The 18,447-nt window shown below is 67.0% G+C and carries 17 protein-coding genes; 9 read left to right on the top strand and 8 right to left on the bottom strand.

Annotated elements, in window-relative coordinates; all coding sequences use genetic code 11:
* The first annotated feature begins 514 nt into the window (after positions 1-514).
* On the top strand, positions 515-2,317 hold the full coding sequence (locus tag AC4HOU_RS28260) for an SLC13 family permease (protein ID WP_195021665.1): 1,803 nt from the start codon (positions 515-517) through the stop codon (positions 2,315-2,317).
* Positions 2,318-2,638: 321 nt separating this feature from the next.
* Here the strand turns inward: AC4HOU_RS28260 and AC4HOU_RS28255 are convergent, their stop codons facing one another.
* The gene (locus AC4HOU_RS28255; RefSeq protein WP_195021664.1) at positions 2,639-3,310 is read right to left on the bottom strand and encodes a TetR/AcrR family transcriptional regulator; all 672 of its coding nucleotides are present in this window, start codon (positions 3,308-3,310) and stop codon (positions 2,639-2,641) included.
* A gap of 45 nt (positions 3,311-3,355) precedes the next feature.
* Here AC4HOU_RS28255 and AC4HOU_RS28250 point away from each other — a divergent pair, with 45 nt between their 5' ends.
* Complete coding sequence (locus tag AC4HOU_RS28250) at positions 3,356-4,651, top strand: nucleotide disphospho-sugar-binding domain-containing protein (protein ID WP_490725586.1); 1,296 nt, start codon at positions 3,356-3,358, stop codon at positions 4,649-4,651.
* 55 nt (positions 4,652-4,706) lie between these two features.
* Here AC4HOU_RS28250 and AC4HOU_RS28245 read toward each other — a convergent pair whose 3' ends face one another.
* The gene (locus AC4HOU_RS28245; RefSeq protein ID WP_163812830.1) at positions 4,707-5,570 is read right to left on the bottom strand and encodes a hypothetical protein; all 864 of its coding nucleotides are present in this window, start codon (positions 5,568-5,570) and stop codon (positions 4,707-4,709) included.
* Positions 5,571-5,846: 276 nt separating this feature from the next.
* Here AC4HOU_RS28245 and AC4HOU_RS28240 point away from each other — a divergent pair, with 276 nt between their 5' ends.
* A complete protein-coding gene (locus tag AC4HOU_RS28240) occupies positions 5,847-6,350 on the top strand; it encodes an Rv3235 family protein (protein ID WP_228816218.1) in 504 nt (167 codons plus the stop codon).
* A 228-nt stretch (positions 6,351-6,578) separates the two neighbouring features.
* Here AC4HOU_RS28240 and AC4HOU_RS28235 read toward each other — a convergent pair whose 3' ends face one another.
* On the bottom strand, positions 6,579-6,899 hold the full coding sequence (locus tag AC4HOU_RS28235; RefSeq protein WP_163812826.1) for a hypothetical protein: 321 nt from the start codon (positions 6,897-6,899) through the stop codon (positions 6,579-6,581).
* 305 nt (positions 6,900-7,204) lie between these two features.
* Between AC4HOU_RS28235 and AC4HOU_RS28230 the strand changes: the two genes are divergently transcribed.
* Complete coding sequence (locus AC4HOU_RS28230; protein WP_195021662.1) at positions 7,205-8,083, top strand: helix-turn-helix domain-containing protein; 879 nt, start codon at positions 7,205-7,207, stop codon at positions 8,081-8,083.
* Entirely contained in the window at positions 8,073-8,270 is a 198-nt protein-coding gene (locus AC4HOU_RS28225; protein WP_195021661.1) for a DUF397 domain-containing protein, read from the top strand. Before AC4HOU_RS28230 ends, AC4HOU_RS28225 begins: the two co-directional genes overlap by 11 nt.
* A gap of 140 nt (positions 8,271-8,410) precedes the next feature.
* Here the strand turns inward: AC4HOU_RS28225 and AC4HOU_RS28220 are convergent, their stop codons facing one another.
* Positions 8,411-9,265, bottom strand: a complete 855-nt coding sequence (locus tag AC4HOU_RS28220) for a bifunctional 5,10-methylenetetrahydrofolate dehydrogenase/5,10-methenyltetrahydrofolate cyclohydrolase (protein ID WP_195021660.1) — start codon at positions 9,263-9,265, stop codon at positions 8,411-8,413.
* 223 nt (positions 9,266-9,488) lie between these two features.
* Between AC4HOU_RS28220 and AC4HOU_RS28215 the strand changes: the two genes are divergently transcribed.
* Together AC4HOU_RS28215 and AC4HOU_RS28210 are read left to right on the top strand one after the other, a co-directional pair.
* Positions 9,489-10,343 carry a YdcF family protein gene (locus tag AC4HOU_RS28215; protein WP_194990809.1) on the top strand — a complete coding sequence of 285 codons (855 nt, stop codon included), beginning with the start codon at positions 9,489-9,491 and terminating at the stop codon, positions 10,341-10,343.
* A gap of 187 nt (positions 10,344-10,530) precedes the next feature.
* Positions 10,531-11,322, top strand: a complete 792-nt coding sequence (locus AC4HOU_RS28210; RefSeq protein WP_194990801.1) for a putative protein N(5)-glutamine methyltransferase — start codon at positions 10,531-10,533, stop codon at positions 11,320-11,322.
* An 11-nt stretch (positions 11,323-11,333) separates the two neighbouring features.
* Here the strand turns inward: AC4HOU_RS28210 and AC4HOU_RS28205 are convergent, their stop codons facing one another.
* The 4 genes from AC4HOU_RS28205 to AC4HOU_RS28190 all read right to left on the bottom strand — a co-directional run bounded on the left by AC4HOU_RS28205 (position 11,334) and on the right by AC4HOU_RS28190 (position 16,220).
* The gene (locus tag AC4HOU_RS28205; protein ID WP_490725585.1) at positions 11,334-12,098 is read right to left on the bottom strand and encodes a hypothetical protein; all 765 of its coding nucleotides are present in this window, start codon (positions 12,096-12,098) and stop codon (positions 11,334-11,336) included.
* Between the two features lie 175 nt (positions 12,099-12,273).
* Entirely contained in the window at positions 12,274-13,491 is a 1,218-nt protein-coding gene (gene thrS, locus AC4HOU_RS28200; RefSeq protein WP_194990803.1) for a threonine--tRNA ligase, read from the bottom strand.
* A gap of 295 nt (positions 13,492-13,786) precedes the next feature.
* Positions 13,787-14,614, bottom strand: coding sequence for an SDR family oxidoreductase (locus tag AC4HOU_RS28195; RefSeq protein WP_194990804.1), 828 nt, complete (start codon positions 14,612-14,614; stop codon positions 13,787-13,789).
* A 37-nt stretch (positions 14,615-14,651) separates the two neighbouring features.
* Complete coding sequence (locus AC4HOU_RS28190; RefSeq protein ID WP_195021658.1) at positions 14,652-16,220, bottom strand: succinic semialdehyde dehydrogenase; 1,569 nt, start codon at positions 16,218-16,220, stop codon at positions 14,652-14,654.
* Positions 16,221-16,352: 132 nt separating this feature from the next.
* On the opposite strand from AC4HOU_RS28190, the gene AC4HOU_RS28185 reads away from it, so the two are divergent.
* Together AC4HOU_RS28185 and AC4HOU_RS28180 are read left to right on the top strand one after the other, a co-directional pair.
* Entirely contained in the window at positions 16,353-17,033 is a 681-nt protein-coding gene (locus AC4HOU_RS28185) for a TetR/AcrR family transcriptional regulator (protein ID WP_195021657.1), read from the top strand.
* Between the two features lie 363 nt (positions 17,034-17,396).
* The gene (locus AC4HOU_RS28180; RefSeq protein ID WP_163812807.1) at positions 17,397-18,446 is read left to right on the top strand and encodes a 3-oxoacyl-ACP synthase III family protein; all 1,050 of its coding nucleotides are present in this window, start codon (positions 17,397-17,399) and stop codon (positions 18,444-18,446) included.
* Position 18,447 lies beyond the last annotated feature (1 nt).

Raw genomic sequence — 18,447 nt, 5'->3', positions numbered from 1 at the left:
TACATCTGCTTGCTCGATAGTTGCACAAACATCGTTGCCGCGAACCGAATTCGCGTGGTGACGCGCTGGCGGCCCACCTGGTTGAGCCGCGCACGCTGCCCGTCGGACCGCACGCCTTTGTTGCGACATGCGGTGACGGACCGAGTTTCGACTAGTCATCGCCGATCTTGCCGCACCCGGGGCCGGCAAGCCGGGTCTACAGCGGGAAATAGCCGATGTGATGTGAATCACTCTCGCTTCAAACGTGGCTGTGATCTAATGCGCGTAGCCAGCCGGATGCCGACCGCCGATCCAGCGACCTCAGGGGTGTCATGCGCACTGCCCTTTTCGAACCCGCAATCGCGTTCGACTCCCCCCGCCCTCCTCACTCCCCGGACCTCGACGGCGCGGCCTGCGTTACCGGCCGTATCTCTTGCCCGGGTAGAGCTTGCCGACGTATGAACCGCGCGGGTGAACCGCGCCCACATCCGCCCCGCCACCCCGCGGTGAGCTCCGGCACGGCGGAGGTTCCGTGATGGCCGAGTCGACCATCACCTTTGTGATCACCGGCGGCGCGGTCGTCCTGTTCGTGTGGAACCGGCTGCCCGTCGGCATCGTCGCGCTCGCGGTCGCGCTGAGCCTGTACGCGACCGGCATCCTGACCGTCGATCAGGCGCTGTCCGGGTTCGGTGATCCCACCGTCGTTTTCATCGCCGCACTGTTCGTGGTCAGCGAGGCCCTGGACGCGACCGGCGTCACCACCTGGGCCGGCCAGCAGTTGATGGCGCGCGTCGGGACCAGCCGCACCCGGCTACTGGTGTCGATGATGCTGCTGTGCGCGGTGCTGACCGCGGTGATCTCCGTCAACGGCGCGGTGGCGGCGCTGATCCCGATGGTCGTGGTGCTCGCGGTGCGGTTGGGCCGCTCGCCCGCACAGCTGCTGATGCCGCTGGCCTTCGCCGCGCACGCCGGATCGCTGCTGTTGCTCACCGGCACCCCGGTCAACATCATCATCTCCGAAACCGCCGCCGACTCGGGCGCCCGCGACATCGGCTTCGCCGAATTCGCGTGGGTGGGCGCGCCCTTGGTGATCGGCACCATCGCCATCGCGGTGCTGTTCGGCGGCAAGCTGCTGCCCGACCGCACCGCGGCCGTGATGCCACCGGATCTGAGCAGGCTGGCGACCACGCTGGCAAAGGAGTACACCATCCACAGCGGGCTCGTCCGGTTGCGGGTGTGCGCGGCATCGAGTTTCGACGGCGCCGCCCGCGGCGCGGTGGTCGATGCCCTGCCTACGGGCGCGGAACTGCGCGGTGTCGAACGCGACGGGCAGGATCCGGGCGATTCACCATTACGCGCCGGTGATGTACTGGTGGTCGACGCCGGGGACGCCCAGCTCGCCGACTTCGTCGACGACAACGCCGTGACCCCGTGCCGACGTCTCGATGGGCCGGACCCGGACGAGCTGATCGGGGCCGAATACGGTGTCGCCGAGGTGATCATCCCACCGCGCTCGGAATTCGTCGGGCATCTGGTCTTTCCCGGAATGGCCACCAGCAGTGGCGATCTGGTGGTGCTCGCGGCCCAGCGCGGCGGCCGCGATCTCGGTTCCCGCCCGCAGCAACTCCGGGTCGGTGACACGCTGCTGCTGCGCGGCACCTGGAGCGCACTCGATCAGCACATCGCCGCCCCGCAGGTGCGGGTGGTGCACGAACCGGAACTCATTCGCCGCCAAACGCTTCCGATGGGCCCCGGTTCCCGTCCGGCGCTGGTGATCCTCGCGGTGATGGTGCTGCTGCTCGCGACCGGATGGATTCCGGCGGCGGTGGCCGCGCTGCTCGCCGCGTGCGCGATGGTGGTGTGCCGAGTGCTCACCGTCGAGCAGGCGCACCGCTCGATTTCCTGGACCACCCTGATCCTGGTCGGCGCGATGATCCCGCTGTCGACCGCGATCCGGGAGACCGGCGCCGCCGACCGCCTGGCCTCGCTCTTCATGACCGTTCTCGGTGACGCCGACCGTCACCTGGTGCTCGTCGCCCTGTTCCTGGTGACGGTTACCCTCGGCCAGCTCATCAGCAACACCGCCACCACCCTGATCATCGCCCCGATCGCCGTCGTCATCGCCGCCGACCTCGGCGTCTCCCCGCTACCACTGCTGATGACGGTCTGCGTCGCCGCCGCCGCATCCTTCTTCACCCCCGTGGCCACCCCCGCCAACATGATGATCATGGGCCCCGGCGGCTACCACTTCGGCGACTACTGGAAACTCGGCTCCGCCATGATGCTGTGGTACCTGCTGATCACCGTACTGGTGGTGCCGGTGGTGTGGGGGTTCTGAGCGAATCGCCGGGCACGTTTCGGCATGCCTGCGGCGCACGTGAACTGCGTGCGCGTCGTTGCGCCCGGCCATGCGTCAGGTGAAGATCTCTTCCACGGCGCGGGCGGTAGCGGAGGTCGAGCCAGTGGTGGAGCGTTTCCAGATCTGTGCATGACCGGATCCGGGCTCGGGTCGAATCGGTGACAGGGAGACCGCGACGTTCCAGGACTCGGATGATGCTGCCGGCTGCCTCTTCCGCGCGGCCCTGGTCGCGGCCTTGCTCTCGGCCCTCCTCGCGCAGACGTTCGGTGGTGACAGTGCGGATCATCGAAGAGCTCGAGGTCAGGTGCCTTCAGGCGTCTCCGGCTTGTGTGGTTCCGAGGCCGGCTTCGGTGAGTATGCGACACCTCCCACAAGCGCAAGCTGGTTCCGTAGCCAGGCTCGATAGTCGTCGTCGGACCAGCCGCGTTCGATAACGAAGTGCTGGTACGCAGCGGAATCGGTGATAAAGGCAAGGACGTCGGAAACCATGGTCTCATCGCCGGGCTTCGCCAGCCCGTGAGCGCTGAACCATCCGGCCGCCTTCAGTAGTTCTCCGCTCCGGCGGTGTTCGAGCTCTGCGACCCGGTTCGCCACGGTGGCGTCGATCGCCGCGGCAGTGTGCACAACAGCCCATAGCCGCGCCGACCGGGCATGCGCTGCGGTGAGGAAGGTGGCTGCGGCATCGAGAGCGCGGCCGGTATTCGGGTCGGAGAATGCTGCCGACAGCTCGTCGGTGTCGAGAACCGCTCCACCGCCGGTGAATTCGCGCATCACCGCGTCGAGTAGGAGGGTGCCTTTCGTGCCGGCCGCATGGACGGTGGCTGCCGCGACACCGGCGTGGTCGGCAATGTCGGCCACGGTCGTGGCGACGAATCCTCGGGTTGTGAACAGATCGCGGGCGGCATCCAAAATTCGTGCGCGGGTACCGGCGGCCTGGGCAACGCGCCGGGTTGTGTCGTAGCGGCGTGGCATATGTCCTCACTTTGGATATAGTCGACTATATCGAAAAGGAGTGGGATGGCTCGTTACTTGTTGTGTGCTACTCCGGCGGGTGGACACGTACACCCGGTTCTGGATGTCGCGGGCGGCCTTCGACAGCGGGGCCACGATGTCACGGTTCTCACCGGATCGCGGTTCCGATCCGCTGTCGAAGAGGCGGGAATCGCCTTCCGCTCCTTAACCGGAGCCGCGGACATCAACGACCGCGAACCCGATTCCTTCCTGCCCGACCGCGGCCGATATCGCGGGCTGCGACTGGCCCGGTACCAGCTGCGGCGAATGTTCATCGATCCAATTCCGGCCCAGGCGAAGGACGTCGCCGACGCAGTCCGGGATATCGCGGCCGACGCTGTGATCGTCGATTCGATGTTCCTCGGGGCGCTTCCCATGCTGCACCGTCCCGAACGACCGCCCGTCGTCGCGTTGGGAGTGTCGCCGCTGTCGATGCCGGGACCGGAGGTCCCGCCGTACACTTCGGGCCTGATTCCTGTCGCCGGTGCCTTCGGACGCATCCGCAATCGCGCCCTGAACGCGGCCATGATGGCGGCATTCAAGGGCCTGGAGCGCGCAGTCGACGAGGCCGTCCGATCCGTGTCCGGTCAGGGGCTGGACGGCGGGCTCTTCGGGATCGCCCGGCATTACGACCGCTACCTACAGCTGGGGCCCGCGGAGTTCGAATATCCGCGCGGCGACTTGCCGGCAGGCTTCCGTTTCGCCGGTCCCCTCGGGCTGGACCGCACACGGCCCTCGACGGACCTGCCGCAGTGGTGGCCGGAGCTCGACGGGCGACGCGTCGTCCATGTCACTCAGGGAACCGCGGCGAACGCCGATCCGTCCGCATTGATTCGCCCGACCATCGACGCGCTCGCCGGAACCGATCTTCTCGTCGTCGTCTCGACCGGCGGCGAACCGGTCGAGCGTCTCGGCCGGCTGCCGCGCAATGTGCGGGCCGAACAGTTCATCCCGCACACGGCGTTGTTCGCCCATGTCGACGCGTTCGTCACCAACGGCGGGTACGGCGCGGTGACGAACGCGCTCTGCCACGGCATCCCGATCGTCATCGCGCCCGGTGGCGAGGACAAACGCGAGGTCGCGGCACACGTTCGCTACTTCGATGTGGGTATCGACTTACGCCGCGAACGCCCTCCCGCGGAGGCGATACGCGCAGCCGTCCATCGAGTCCTCGACGAGCCTCGGCACCGTGACGCCGCACGCGCCATCGCACAGGCGTGCGGCCGGTATCGTCCGCACGACATCATCGCCGACGAACTGAGGGCGGCGGTCTCGGAACGACGAACCAGCAGGCTCGGCTAGCGGGATCCAGGCCATCCACCGACGTGCAAGGGCGTAACGCCGGGCCTGGCGAGCGTCAGGTGAAGATCTCCTCCGCGGTGGCGGCGGTCGTTGCGAGGTCGAGCCAGTGGTGCAGCGTTTCCAGGTCCGTGCACGACCGGATCCGGGCGCGGGTCGAGTCGGTGACCGGGAGACCGCGACGCTCCAGGACCCGGATGACGCTGCCGGCCGCCTCCTCCGCGCGACCTTGATCGCGCAGGCGCTCGGTGGTGACAGTGCGGATCATCGATGAGCTCAGGGTCATCAGGTGCCTCCAGGTGTCTCCGGCTGGTGTGGTTCCGAGGCCGGCTTCGGTGAGCAGGGCGAAAACTTCGGCGTCGTTGTCGTCGATGCTCTGCAGCGCTGCGGCCAGCGCTTTCAGTATGGCACCGATGTCGGGGTCGTTCACATGGGTGATGGCGGAGAGCGCGGCCAATGGGACGTTGACGGCGGCTTCGGCCGGGTCGGTGACGATGGGGACGTTGTGCGGGCCGAGGACCAGCGGAAACGCGGCGAAGCTCGTGCGGCCATGTGTAGCGGCGGTGATCGGGTTATCGGCCCAGCGGGCGATCGTCTCGTCCTGGCAGATCACGAGTAGATGCGGGACCTGCTGATATCTGTTGTGCAGATACGTGAGGTAGTAGGGCCAAGAGGCAAGCTTGCCGCGGTCCTTGCTGCGCTGGGCTTCGACCACCAGCAGGAAGGTTTCCTCCCGCGTGGTGATACGCAGCAGGGTGTCGATGCGGCGTTCGAGCGGTTCGATCTCGGTGACGTCGGTCGGGAGTAGTTCAACCACGGTGGGCTCGCCGAACGGGAGGTCCAGGATCTGGATGGTTTGGGTGAAGACACCGGGTTGATTCTCGAAGATCCGGTGCATTGCCTCATGCTGTGCTCCGACCATGCGGCGACGCTATCGGCCGGGCGACGCGCGGCCATATCGCGCACGGCGTGTGCAGTGGATATCGGTGTGTCGGGGTGACGACGCGACTGCTGTGGGCGGTGTGCCGACCAGCACCGGCTCGATGCCATCACTTGGATCGGCCGGTCGACGCACCAAACGGAACGAGTAGTGCACTACTCGTGGCAATGCCGGTTTGCAACACCAGAATCGGCCCGTGTTACGCCGTTGTCTCACACGGCGATTCCATCGGATATCCATAGGTCGAGGGGTTGGTGTATGGCGCAAGGTCAGGAGCGGGAGACGGTTTCGACGCCTGGGGCGGTGACGCTGCTGGGCGGAGCGGGAGCTCGGAGGCGAGGGCTAGGGGACCTCAGGGCTGCGGGGTGCGGGACCCGGCGCGTCGGACCGCCGCGCTCCCGACGACCGATCCCCGCGACCCCGCCTCCTGACCGAACACCCGCCACCGCACAGAGATTCGCGGATCACGTGGTCCGTGCGACGCTCGAGATCCTCGACCGGCGCCGGCCGATTACTCAGCTCGACGCGGTGGCGAGTCCCGATGTCGTCGCCCGCATCCACACGCTGGCTGCCGGTGATCTGGCACCTGGTCGTCAGCTGGGACCTGCTGTGCCGATGCGGGTGACCGTTTCGATGGACGAAGGTCCCGATGCCGAGGTGTGCGCCCGCTATCGCCGGGGTCCCAGACTCCTCGCGCTGGCTGCCCGAATCACCTACACGCGACGCCATGGTTGGCGGTTGACGGCGCTACGAATCGGATAACGCGGTGTGGCGTCAGCCCGGCGGTCGGGACGGCACGCGGGCGAAATCGTGGCCGGTGCGGTGTGGCCAGCAGGCGTAGCAGCTCGGCTTTGAAGGGGCAGGGGGCGCAGGTGGTGTGGTAGGTGAGCATGGATTCGAGTTCGTCGCGGAAGAAGCCGGAGCCGGGTTTCGGGGCTTCATGATTGACGGGGATATCGTCGGGGAAGGCGCGGTCGGCGTTCGGGCCTGTCACCTACCACCGCCTGGGGTGCGCAGGGCCAGACGGGTGCCGCGGGGCAGGTAGCCGGCGGGGTGGACGACGAGCAGATCGCACCGGTCGAGGACGTCCTGGGCGCGGTGAGCGAGATGGTGCAGGCTCGGAGTCACGATGGCCGACACCTCGAGCTGCTTCACCTTCACCAGCAACCACGGCAGGATGTCGGACTCGGATTCGATGACGGTGCGCGCGACCGAATACCCGCGCCGGGCCGCGAAGGCCCGCGCCTCCATCTCGAAACCCGCCCGCCGCTTCGCGCAGCATGACTTGTTCAGATACACAACGGCTTTCATTGCTTCTCCCCTGCTGATATGCGATGGTGGGGCGCACGACGGCGAGGTTCAGGGATTCAGGGGCAGGAGAACCCGGCAGAACCATCCGCGGCCCGAGCGCTCCAGGCTCGGCAACGGATGTGCGGCGAGGCTTTCCCGCCGTCGTGCGCTGGGACCAGTAGACAGGGACCGCCCAGGTCACGGAAGCTTTCGCAGGGCCGATCGCCGGACTTTCTCGCAAGATTCCATGGCCGGAAGGTTCCGCATTCCAATCCGGTGCACGTTCGCATTCCAATCTGGAATCAACACCGCGTGAAGGGGACTCGATGGAGACAGGGGACAGTACTTTTGCCCGACGCCAGATCGGCAAACAGCTGCGGTACCTACGCGAGACGTCCGGGGTGAGCGTCGATGTGGTGAAGAAGGCGCTCGGGGTCTCCACCCAGACGATCTGGAGGATGGAGACCGGGCAGCCGACGAAGATCGGGCGGTTGCACATCAAGGAGCTGTGCAGGTTGTACGGCGCGCCGGAGAGCACGACGCTCGTGCTGTTGGAACTGTTGGAAGGCGCGGCCCGGAAATCGTGGTGGCACGCGTACGGCGATGCGGTGCCGCGACACTTCGACCTCTATCTCGGCTTAGAGTCAGCTGCCGCGAGGCTGGTCACACATCAACCATCAATGCTCCCGGGCCTCGTGCAGACCGAGGAGTACCGGCGTGCGTTGACCTGGGTTACGAATCCGGACATGCCTCCAGCGGAGGTCGAGCGTCGAATTGAGCTGGCCACGCGCAGGCAATCTCGCTTAGCCGATCCCCATTTCGCCGTCGAGATCCTGCTGAACGAAGCAGCCATCCGGCACCGTGTCGGCGGCGGTGCAGTTATGGCCGAGCAACTGCGTCACCTGGCTAAGGTCGCAGACCTTCCCAACGTGCAGGTACGGTTGCTTCCGCTGACCAAATGCCATCTCGGTTTAGTGGCAGGGGTTTTCAACCTGCTGGAATTCCCACCGTCTCCAACGGCGTGGCTGAGTGAGCCTCCCGTTGTGTACATTCAGGGACATGCTTCGGCGCAGTACCTCGAGCGACCGGCAGAGGTCGAACTTTACTCGTCGACGGCAAGCAGCATCCGAAAAGCTTCGCTGGACGTGCAGGCTAGTCGAAGCTTGATCGTTCAGATAGCGGAGGAACACCGGCATGAGCGCTGATCGAGTCTGGTTTAAGAGCAGCTACAGCAGCCCGTCGCAAGACTGTGTGGAAGTAGCTCACTTCGACGGTGGGCAGGTCGGCGTCCGCGACTCCAAGAACCCGAGCGGCCCGGCACTCGCCTTCACTCCCGCCGCATGGGACAGTTTCCTCACCCGCGCGCGCAGAGGAGAATTCACCCGCCCCTGACCACTTGAAAGCCCCCGCGGGCCGCCAACCGGCGGCAGCGGGGGCTTCCCGCTATCAGCGGACCGGAATGCACACCGAATGGCACATGAGGACGGCGAACATCGAAATAGCCCTACCTCATGTGCCACTCGGGAAGTCGGTCAGGCGGTGCGCGCCTTCTCGGCGGCGACGACCACGTGGCGCATCAGCAGGGCGGTGGTGACGGGGCCGACGCCGCCGGGCACGGGGCTGAGTCCTTCGGCTTTCCCGCGCACGGAGTCGGCGTCCACGTCGCCCACGATGCTGCCGTCGGCGGCTTCATTGGTACCGACGTCGATCACGACGGCACCCTTACGCACGTGCTCGCCGGTGACCAGCCCGATGCGGCCGGCGGCGGCGACGACGATGTCGGCGGCGGAGGTCACCGCGGGTAGGTCGGTGGTGCGGGAATGGCAGACGGTGACGGTGGCATTCTCCGCCAGCAGCAGCTGGGCCAGGGGTTTGCCGACGACGTTGGAGCGGCCGACGACCGCGACATGCCGACCGGACAGCGGGATCTGATGATGCTTCAGCAGCTCGACCACGGCTTCGGAGGTGGCGGGCACGAAACCTTCCAGGCCCGTGGCGAGCAGGCCGAGCGAGAGCGGGCTGACGCCGTCGACGTCTTTGGTGGCCGCGATGGCCGAGCTCACGTCGTCCAGGGTGACGCCCGAGGGCAGCGGGGTCTGCAACATGATGGCGTCGGTCGCGGCGTCGGCGCTGCGGTTCGACAGTTCGGCACGGATCTCGTCCGCGGTCGCCTCGGCACCGAGATCGACAGTGTCGCAAGCGATTCCGAGCCGCTCGGCGGCCTTGCGGAGCGAGTTGACATACCAGGCGCTGGCCGGGTCTGCGTTGGCGACGATCAGCGCGAGTTTCGCGGCGGCTCCGCTGTCGGCGAGTGCCGCGGCACGCTGCTTGGTATCGGCATTGATGGCGGCGGCAAGTTCCTTGCCGGTCAGCGAAACGGTCTCCACGGGGCCTCAGCATAACCGGGCAGCCGGGATCGGCTGCGCGCCGGAGGGCGGCGCCGCGCGGATCGGAGGGCACCGGCGGCGGATTTCGGCCGCAATTCCCGCGCTCGCGGGCTCACCGGCCGTATCGTGATGAGTGTTTGCCACCGGCTAACTGCCAGCTGACGTACCGAAAACCCGTGTCACACGTGGAAAGGTGTCGACTGTAGTGAAGATCTCGAGGCATATGAAGAACCTGGTCGCGGCGATGTTCGCCGCGACGACCATTGCCGGGCTGGCCGCCGCGCCCGCCCAGGCGAGCCCGGAAACCGACGCCCTCTACAACTCCGCCCAGCGCCACTTCACCGCCGGCAACGACGCCGCGGGCCGCGATGATCTGCGCAGGCTCATCGGCGCCGACCCCAACGATGCCGAGGCGTTGTCATTGCAGGCCATCTGGTCCCATTACGCGGGCGATGTGCCCGCGTTCGCCGATGCGATGGGCCGGTTGCGCGCGGTCGACGCGGGAATGGCCGCCGGTACCGATCAAGTGGTGAACGCGATCGGGGCGGCGGTGGCGACGCTGCCCAATCCGCTGCCCGCGCTGGTCGGCCCGCAGACCGGCATCGTGGTGCTCGGCTACGGCCTGCTGCCCGACGGCTCGCTGCGGCCCGAGCTGGTGAACCGGCTCACCGCCGCCTGGATCCAAGCCGTCGCCTCGCCCTTCTCGCCGGTGATCGTGACCGGCGGCAACCCGCAGAACGGGGTCGCCGAGGCCGATGCCATGTTCCACTGGCTGGTCGGGCGCGGCCTGCCCGCCTCGCGTATCCATGTGGAGAACCGGGCCGGGTCGACGGTGCAGAACGCGCTGTTCAGTTCGCGGATGCTGCGTGATCTCGGCGCCACCAGCGCGGTCGTGGTGACCTCGCCGAACCACATCCGCCGCGCCGTCGCCGACTTCATCGTGGCCGGAACCCATGTGGTCGGCGCGATGACGTCGCTGGAACAGCTGGTCTCGCAGCTGCCGCCGCCGAACCGCCAGGCCCAGCGCGGCATCTACCTCGACGCCACCCGCACCTTCCAGCTGGCCACCGCCCGCTGAGGGCGTTGGAAAAGGGGCGGAACGCATCGAGCCGCCGAGACCCTCCAGGCCGTCACATCACCTGGCCGGCAGGCACACTGAATTCCGCCCCGACCGCCGGCGGACAGTCGCGCTGTCCACCGGATAGCCGCCCTGCGCGGCGGATATTCGCGTGCAAGGTGATCGCCGGCCGAATAGAACTGGACCGGTGAACGATCTGACCTTCGACGCCGTCGTCGGCCGTTTGCGCGCGGCCGGGTGCGTGTTCGCCGAGGACGAGGCGCGGCTCCTGCTGGACGCGACCAGCTCCGCGGACGAGCTCGACCGGCTGGTCGACCAGCGGGCTTCGGGAGTTCCGCTGGAGCACCTGCTCGGCTGGGTCGAATTCCGCGGCATCAGGGTCGGGATCCGGGCGGGCGTGTTCGTGCCGCGGCAGCGCACGGCGTTCCTGGTGGACGAGGCGGCGGCCCGGGCGCGCGCCGAGGGCCGGACCGAACTCGTGGTGGTCGATCTGTGCTGCGGGTCGGGTGCGCTCGGGCTGGCGCTGGTCACCGAGCTGGCGGAGATGCGCATCGAGCTGGACGCCGCCGATATCGACCCGGTCGCGGTCGCGTGCGCGCGGGAGAACCTCGCGCCGATCGGCGGCCGCGCTCACGAAGGTGATCTGTTCGCGGCGCTACCGCCGGCTCTGCGCGGACACATCGACATCCTGCTGTGCAACACCCCGTACGTGCCCTCGGACGAGATCGCCCACATGCCACCCGAAGCTCGCGATCACGAACCCGCCACCGCGCTCGACGGCGGACAGGACGGACTCGACATCTTCCGCCGCGTCGCCGCCGAAGCCTCCGAATGGCTCGCTCCCGGCGGCCATCTGCTGGTCGAGATCAGCGAAGAACAACGATCCACCGCCACCGCGATCGCCACCGATGCCGGACTCACCCCGAGGATCGCCCACTCCCCCGACTTGTACGCGACGATCATCGTCAGTACTCGCTGAACCGCCGCAACTCAGGTCCCCCGGTCCGCGAGCGTTTCATCGGATGGTGTCGCGTCGACGTCGAATGGACGCCGTCTGCCGGGAGGGTAGACCGGATCCGGGTGGTGCCCGAACAGGTAATCGCGGAAGGTGCGCAGATATTCGGCGAACTGCGTGTGATCAAGGAACGCCGTCGTGTCCGGGTCGAACCAATCGCTCGGCATCGGCCGTCGGGCAATGACGTAGTCGAGCGCTTCGCGCACCATGTCCCCATAGCTCGGCACCTCGATGATGGCGCGGCGCAATTCTGGTGCGTAACGCCACATCTGATCGCCCAGGTAGGTGTAGGGCATGCGCCCGACCGGCCACAGTAGGCTATCGACATGCGGTATCTCGTCCCACCACTCCGGCAGCGGGTCGGGGCGCATGCAGGCCCCCGGCCGTTCGGGGGAATCGGTGAGGCGTTCCGGGGTGGAGCCGGGCGCAGCGGGGTTTCGGCCGACGCCGCGAGGACGCCATATCGGCCCGCGCCGGAGGTTGCTCGGCGGATACCAGACACCGCGCCACACAGAAACTCCCAGATGGCAAGGGTTCACCGAAAGTTTCTCCGCGAGCGAGATATCGACCGTGATGTGCCGCACCGGAGGTAGCTCTGCGCCCTCGGGAAGCAGATCCGCCACCATCGACAAGCAGTCCCGAACGTCGAATCCGGTCACGCCCACGCCTTGGCTCAGCGGCCAGGCAGGTCGTTCACTCCCCAGATCGAATTCGATCCAGAATCGCCGCACCGTGGACATTCGCCCACCGTGCCACATCACCGTGCCGAGAGCTAACCGACGATTCCCCTCGAATCGTCGGTCCCGAACCCGGCGATCGGACCGCTCCCGCCCCACATGGCTCAGCATGCGACTCGCCACCGGTGTTCAGCCCCGACCGGCGTCCCGCGCAGCCAGGGGCCACCGGCGGCGAGCGTCAGTCCGCCCACAAACGAGTGTCGTGGGCCTGGACCAGCGCTCGAATACGAGCGATCGCGTCGCCTACGGTGTAGCCCGGCAAGCGACGCCCGTCGCGCAGTCGAATTGCCACCTTCGCGTCGGAGACTTCGGCCGGGCCGAGGATGAACTGGTAGGGCACCAAACGGGTTTCGCGCACCCGCGCCGCCAGGCTCCCTGCCTCCGAATTCACCACCCGCACACGCAGATCCGCCTCGCGGCAGTGCTCCCGGAGCTCCGCGGCCGCGAGTTCCTGGCCCTCGGATACCGGCAGCACGACGACCTGAACAGGGGCCAACCACGCCGGGAAGGCCCCGCCGTGTCGCTCGATGAGATGCGCGACCGCACGCTCGACGCTGCCGATGATGCTGCGGTGCACCATCACCGGCCGGTGCTCGGCTCCGTCGGCGCCGATGTAGTGCAGATCGAACTGCTCGGGTTGATGGAAATCGACCTGCACGGTGGACAGGGTCGATTCGCGTCCGGCATGGTCGCTGACCTGGATATCGATCTTCGGGCCGTAGAACGCGGCTTCACCCTCCACCGCCTCATAAGGCACACCCGCCCGATCGAGCACCTCGCTCAGCATCTTGCTCGCACGCTGCCACATCTGTGGTGCCACCACATATTTCCCGCCCGCTCCGGGCAGGGAGAGCCGGTACCGAGCGCCGGTGATTCCCAGGGCCCGGTAGGCCGAACCGATCAGCGCCAACGCGGCACCGGCCTCGTCTGCGACCTGGTCGAGGGTGCAAAAGATGTGTGCGTCGTTGAGCTGGATGCATCGCACCCGGGTCAGCCCGCTGACCACACCGGACAGTTCCGACCGGTACATCGCGCCGAGCTCGGCCATGCGCAGGGGCAGGTCACGGTAGCTGCGCGAACGGGACCGGTACATCAGCGCGTGATGCGGGCACAAACTGGGGCGCAGCACCACCTGCTCACCACCGATGTCCATCGGCGGGTACATGTCGTCGTGGTAGTGCGCCCAATGGCCAGAGATTTCGTAGAGTTCCCGCTTGCCGAGCACGGGCGAGTACACATGCTGGTAACCCGCACTCCGTTCAACGGCGCGGATGTATTCCTCGAGGCTGTGGCGCACGATCGCGCCATCGGGCAGCCAGTACGGTAGTCCGGCCCCGATCAGCGGGTCGGTATCGAACAGGCTCAGTTCCCGGCCGAGTTTCCGATGGTCGTGCACGTGCGTCTTCCTTCCTTTCGGAGGCGGATGACCACGTGCGAAAGCCCCGGGCATCCGCCCGGGGCTTTGATCAGAACAACGGTCAGCGCGCCGGGACCTCGTCCGGCGTCGTGGTGCGGAAGGCGCGCTGCATGCCGAGCACCCTACACCCGCGCAATTGCCCAGCACAACAACACAACACGCTGGAAGGTACCTGCCGATCGCGACCCCACGCGGGCGAACTGCCCGGTCGACGCCGCGCCGCGGCGCGCGAGAACCCCGATGCGGCGCGCTCGAGCCAGACCGGGGAATCGCATCACTTGCGCCCGGTGAACTCCTCCATCGAGCGGTACACACCCACCGTGTCGAGGAACAGGTCGCGCAGTTTGATCGGCAGCAGGCCCGACAGTGCCTTGTTCAGTCGCGAGGTCCACGGCAGGATCACCAGGGCGCCACCGTTCTTCATCTCCTGCCAGGAGGTATCGACGACCTCTTCCTGCTTCAGGATCGGGGTGAGCAGGAAACCCTTGGCGCCGTCGAACATGCCGGTGTCGATGTAGGTCGGGCACACGGTGGTCACCTTGACGTGGTCGTGGCCGGCCTGTTCGAGTTCGATGCGCACCGAATCCGACCAGCCCAGCGCCGCCCACTTGGAGGCCGCGTAGACGCTCATCCGCGGGTTCGACACCAGACCGGCCGAGGACGCGATGGTCAGGACCCGGGCCTGTCCGGTGCCGGCCACCATGGCGGGCAGGAACTCGAGGGTGACATACATCGGCGCCAGCGAGTTGATCGCCATCGTCTTGTCGATGTCGGCGCGGTTGGTGGTCTCCCAGAAGTAGGTATTGCCGCGCACGATTCCGGCGTTGTTGACCAGGATGTCGATATCGCCGACCTCGTCACGCACCGCCTGTGCGGCCTCGCTGATCTGGTCCGGGGCGGAGACGTCGACGATGAAGTGGTGGATGGTGCCGCCGAGGGCGGTCAGCTCGGCGGCGGTGTCCTTCAGCGCGGCCTCGTTGATATCCCACAGCACCACCGCCGCGGCGCCCTCACGCACGGCGCGTTCGGCGAACAGCTTGCCCAGCCCCATGGCGGCACCGGTGACCAGGACCTTCTTGCCCGCGACCGTGTCCAGTTTCATGATTGTCGTCCCTTGTTCGATGGATGGTGGTCTGCGGTCACTTCTGGCGCAGCGTTTTCATGACGCCGAAGTACAGCGTCATGGTCTTGGCCCACAGCTCTTCCGACATTCCCGGCAGCGGGGCGACGGGCAGCATCCGCTGCACCGCGATGGTCTGGGTGTCGATGTATTTGAGCAGGCCCTCGGGGCCGTGGCGGCGGCCGGTGCCGGAGATCCCGAGCCCGCCCGAGGGCGCGTCGACACTGCCCCAGGCCGCGATGAAGCCTTCGTTGACGTTGACCGACCCGGCATTGATCCGCGCCGCCACCTCACGTCCACGGGCGGTGTCCCTGGTCCAGACACTGGCGTTGAGTCCGTAGGCGGTGTCGTTGGCCTGTTCGACGGCCTCGTCATCGCTGGCGACCCGGTACACCGACACCACCGGGCCGAAGGTTTCCTCGCGGTAGACCGTCATACCCGGCCGCACGCCGGCGAGCACGGTCGGCTCGAAGAAGTACGGGCCGAGATCGGGGCGGTGCTTACCGCCGGCAAGCACCGTCGCACCCTTGGCGACCGCGTCCTCGACGTGCGCGCGCACCGTGTCCAGCTGCCGCTGGAAGGTCAGCGAACCCATATCGGCGCGGTAGTCGAGATCGGCCCCGAGCTTCACGGCCTCGACATTGGCGACGAACTCGCGCACGAACCGGTCGTAGACGGCGTCGTGGACATAGATGCGTTCCATCGATTCGCACAGCTGACCGGCCGAGGCGAAGCAGGCGCGCACCGCGGTCTTGGCGGCGGCCGAGACGTCGGCGTCGGCCAGCACCAGCAGCGGGTTCTTGCCGCCGAGCTCGAGGGAGTAGCCGATGAGCCGCTCGCCCGCCTGGGTGGCGATGGTGCGGCCGGTGGCGCTGGAACCGGTGTAGTCGACGTAATCGGCGCGGCCGATCACCTCACCGCCGATCACCGCGCCGCGACCGAGCACGATCTGCCACAGGCCCGCGGGCAGGCCGGCGCGCTCGGCGGCATCGACGGCCCACAGGGCGGTGAGGGCGGTCTGGTTGTCCGGGCGGCCGACGACGGCGTTGCCGGCCACCAGGGCGGGCAGCGCATCCGAGACGGCCAGCGCCAGCGGGTAGTTCCACGGCGAGATGACCGCGACGACGCCCTTGGGCCGATGCCGCACGTCGACCTTGGTCAGCACCGGCAGCACACCGCGCGGCTTGCGGGTGGCCAGCAGCTTCTCCGCGACCGAGGCGTAGTAACGGGAGTTGACCGCGACGTCACCGACCTCGTCGAAGGCGTGTACCCGGGACTTGCCGGTCTCGGTCTGCACGATGTCGAGGATCGCGTCCTGTTCCTTCAGCACGATGTCGTGGAAGCGGCGCAGCACCGCGACCCGCTCCCGGATCGGGCGCGCCGCCCACTCGCGCTGGGCCTGCCGGGCACGGTCGAAGGCCGCGTCGATATCGGCGGTCGAGGACTGCGGTAGGTCGGCGATCTTGCGGCCGGTCGCCGGAGCGAAGACCTCCACCGATGGCGCACCGCCCGCGGCGGCACGAGCGAGCAGCGGTTTCACCAAAGCCGGGGACAGCGCTTCGGCGTCGGCGTGCCGGGCAGTCGTCATGAGCGGCCTTCTCCTGCGGATCGGTGGATTAATTTGAACAGTGGTGTTAGATTAATATGCGTGACGAGCTCCATGTCAAGCTCTCCGATGTGCAGCACAGCCGTGAACTGATCCGCGCGATGATGGCAGGCCATGTCTGAGACCACCGCACGGCGCGGCAGGCCGCCGCAGACCAAGCAGCAGGCCGAGCAGGTGCGGTCGCGGATCGTGCTCGCCACCGCCGAGGTGTTCAGCAGGACCGGCACGCGCGGATTGAGCGTCGCCCAGATCATCGAGCAGGCCGGTATCGCCCGGCCCACCTTCTACCGCTATTTCGCGAATGCCACCGAGCCGCTGCTGCTGGTGCTCGACGCCTCCAACGAGGGCTTGGTCGAGGGCATCCGCACTGCGCTCACCGTCACCGCCGAAGGCGTGGAACTCGGCATCCGCCTCATCGACGCGTTCCTGGATTGGGCCCGCGGCCACGGCCCCATGCTGCGCCCACTGTTCGCCGAACTGCACGATCCGGCCTCCCCGGTATCCGGCTACCGCGAGCGGGCCCTCGACGAGATCCGCGCGACCGTGCGGGAGAAGTTCAGCGAGCTCGGCCGCCCCGTGCCGTCACCGCTGGATCTGGACGCCGCACTGCACGTCTGCGAGTACGTGGTCTACCGCATTTCGGCCGGCGCCGAGCCCGGGTCCGAGCCCGACTCGGAGACCGTCGCCGCCGCCCGCGTCACCATGATCCGCGTCGTACTGGCAACTCTCGGCAATACCGACGATCTGAACTACGCGATGGAGTTGCCCGGCATATTTCCGGCCGCGCCACGGTGACCGGCGGGCCTTACCGCGCAGGCCCGGACCCGCACGCGCAGTGAAGTCACTCACAGCGGAGCACGAATCCGACGGCACCGCACGGCCTTCCGCGACGATAGCCACGTGTTAGCCGGAGCGCGATGAACGGCCAGTGAGGAACTGCGGCGTTCCCGTCAGCAGGGTGGCCGATCGCCAACGGGTCATAGCCACGGGGTGTCCAGATTAGTGATACCGCACGATACAGGAACTAGAAAGCGCTGAGCCGCAGCATCGTTCGTCACTTCGTCGGATTCCGGCGCTAGTTACCGTCGGGTAATGTCCGCGGCGTCGATCACCCAGGAACGATCCCGAACGCATTCGTCATCGATTTCAGGAGCCCACGTGCTGCATTCTCGATTCGAATCCATCGGCGCCTATCTGCCTTCACATACCGTCACCACCGATGAGGTGTTGTCCCGGTTGGCAATTCCGCCGTCATTCGATCTGGAGCGAATCACCGGCGTGAAAGAGCGCCGTGTCCGCGACACCCGCCCTGGCCACGAGGAGGATTCGTTCACCTTGGCCATGGCCGCCGCGAACGACTGTTTGTCCAGGTCACGTTATGCGGCAACAGAACTCGACGTCATCATCTCGACCTCGATCACGCGCAGCAAGAACGCGACCCGGATGTACATGGAGCCCTCGTTCGCCTCGGCGATCGGGCGCGCACTCGGCGCAACCAACGCCATCACATTCGATATCTCGAATGCCTGCGCCGGAATGCTCACCGGTACCTACATTCTCGACAGAATGATTCGGTCGGGCGCGGTCCGCAATGGTCTCGTGGTGAGCGGTGAAGCCATCACACCTATTTCCGATACCGCGGTGAACGAGATCTCGGAGAAATACGATCTGCAATTCGCCTCGCTCACCGTCGGCGATTCCGGCTGCGCGCTGGTGCTCGATCAGGCGGTCGACGATGCCGACAAGATTCATTACATCGAGATGATGACGGCCTCGGAGTACTCGCACCTGTGCCTCGGCATGCCGAGCGACAAGACCCAGGGCGTGGCCCTGTACACCGATAACCGCAAGATGCACAACGAGTCCCGGTTCCTGCTGTGGACCGACACCCAGCGCAACTTCCTGGCCGAGCGTGGTCGCAGCTTCGCCGACGAGGAATTCGACTACATCATCCACCACCAGTTCGGCGCCGCCGCCGTGCCGTACATGAACGCGATCGGTGAACGGGAGTTCGGCACCCCGATGCCGCCGGACCTCAATGTCATCCACAAGTACGGAAATACCTCCACCACATCGCATTTCATCGTGCTGCACGATCAGCTCGGCGAGGACAACATTCCGGCCGGGTCGAAGCTGCTGATGATTCCGGCGGCCTCGGGGGTCGTCACCGGTTTCCTGTCCACCACCATCTCCTCCCTGAAGGTGTGAT

It is taken from the genome of Nocardia sp. JCM 38205 (assembly GCF_058222935.1).
The sequence above is the reverse complement of the archived record's forward strand: the minus strand, read 5'-3'. Positions and strand labels throughout refer to the sequence as shown.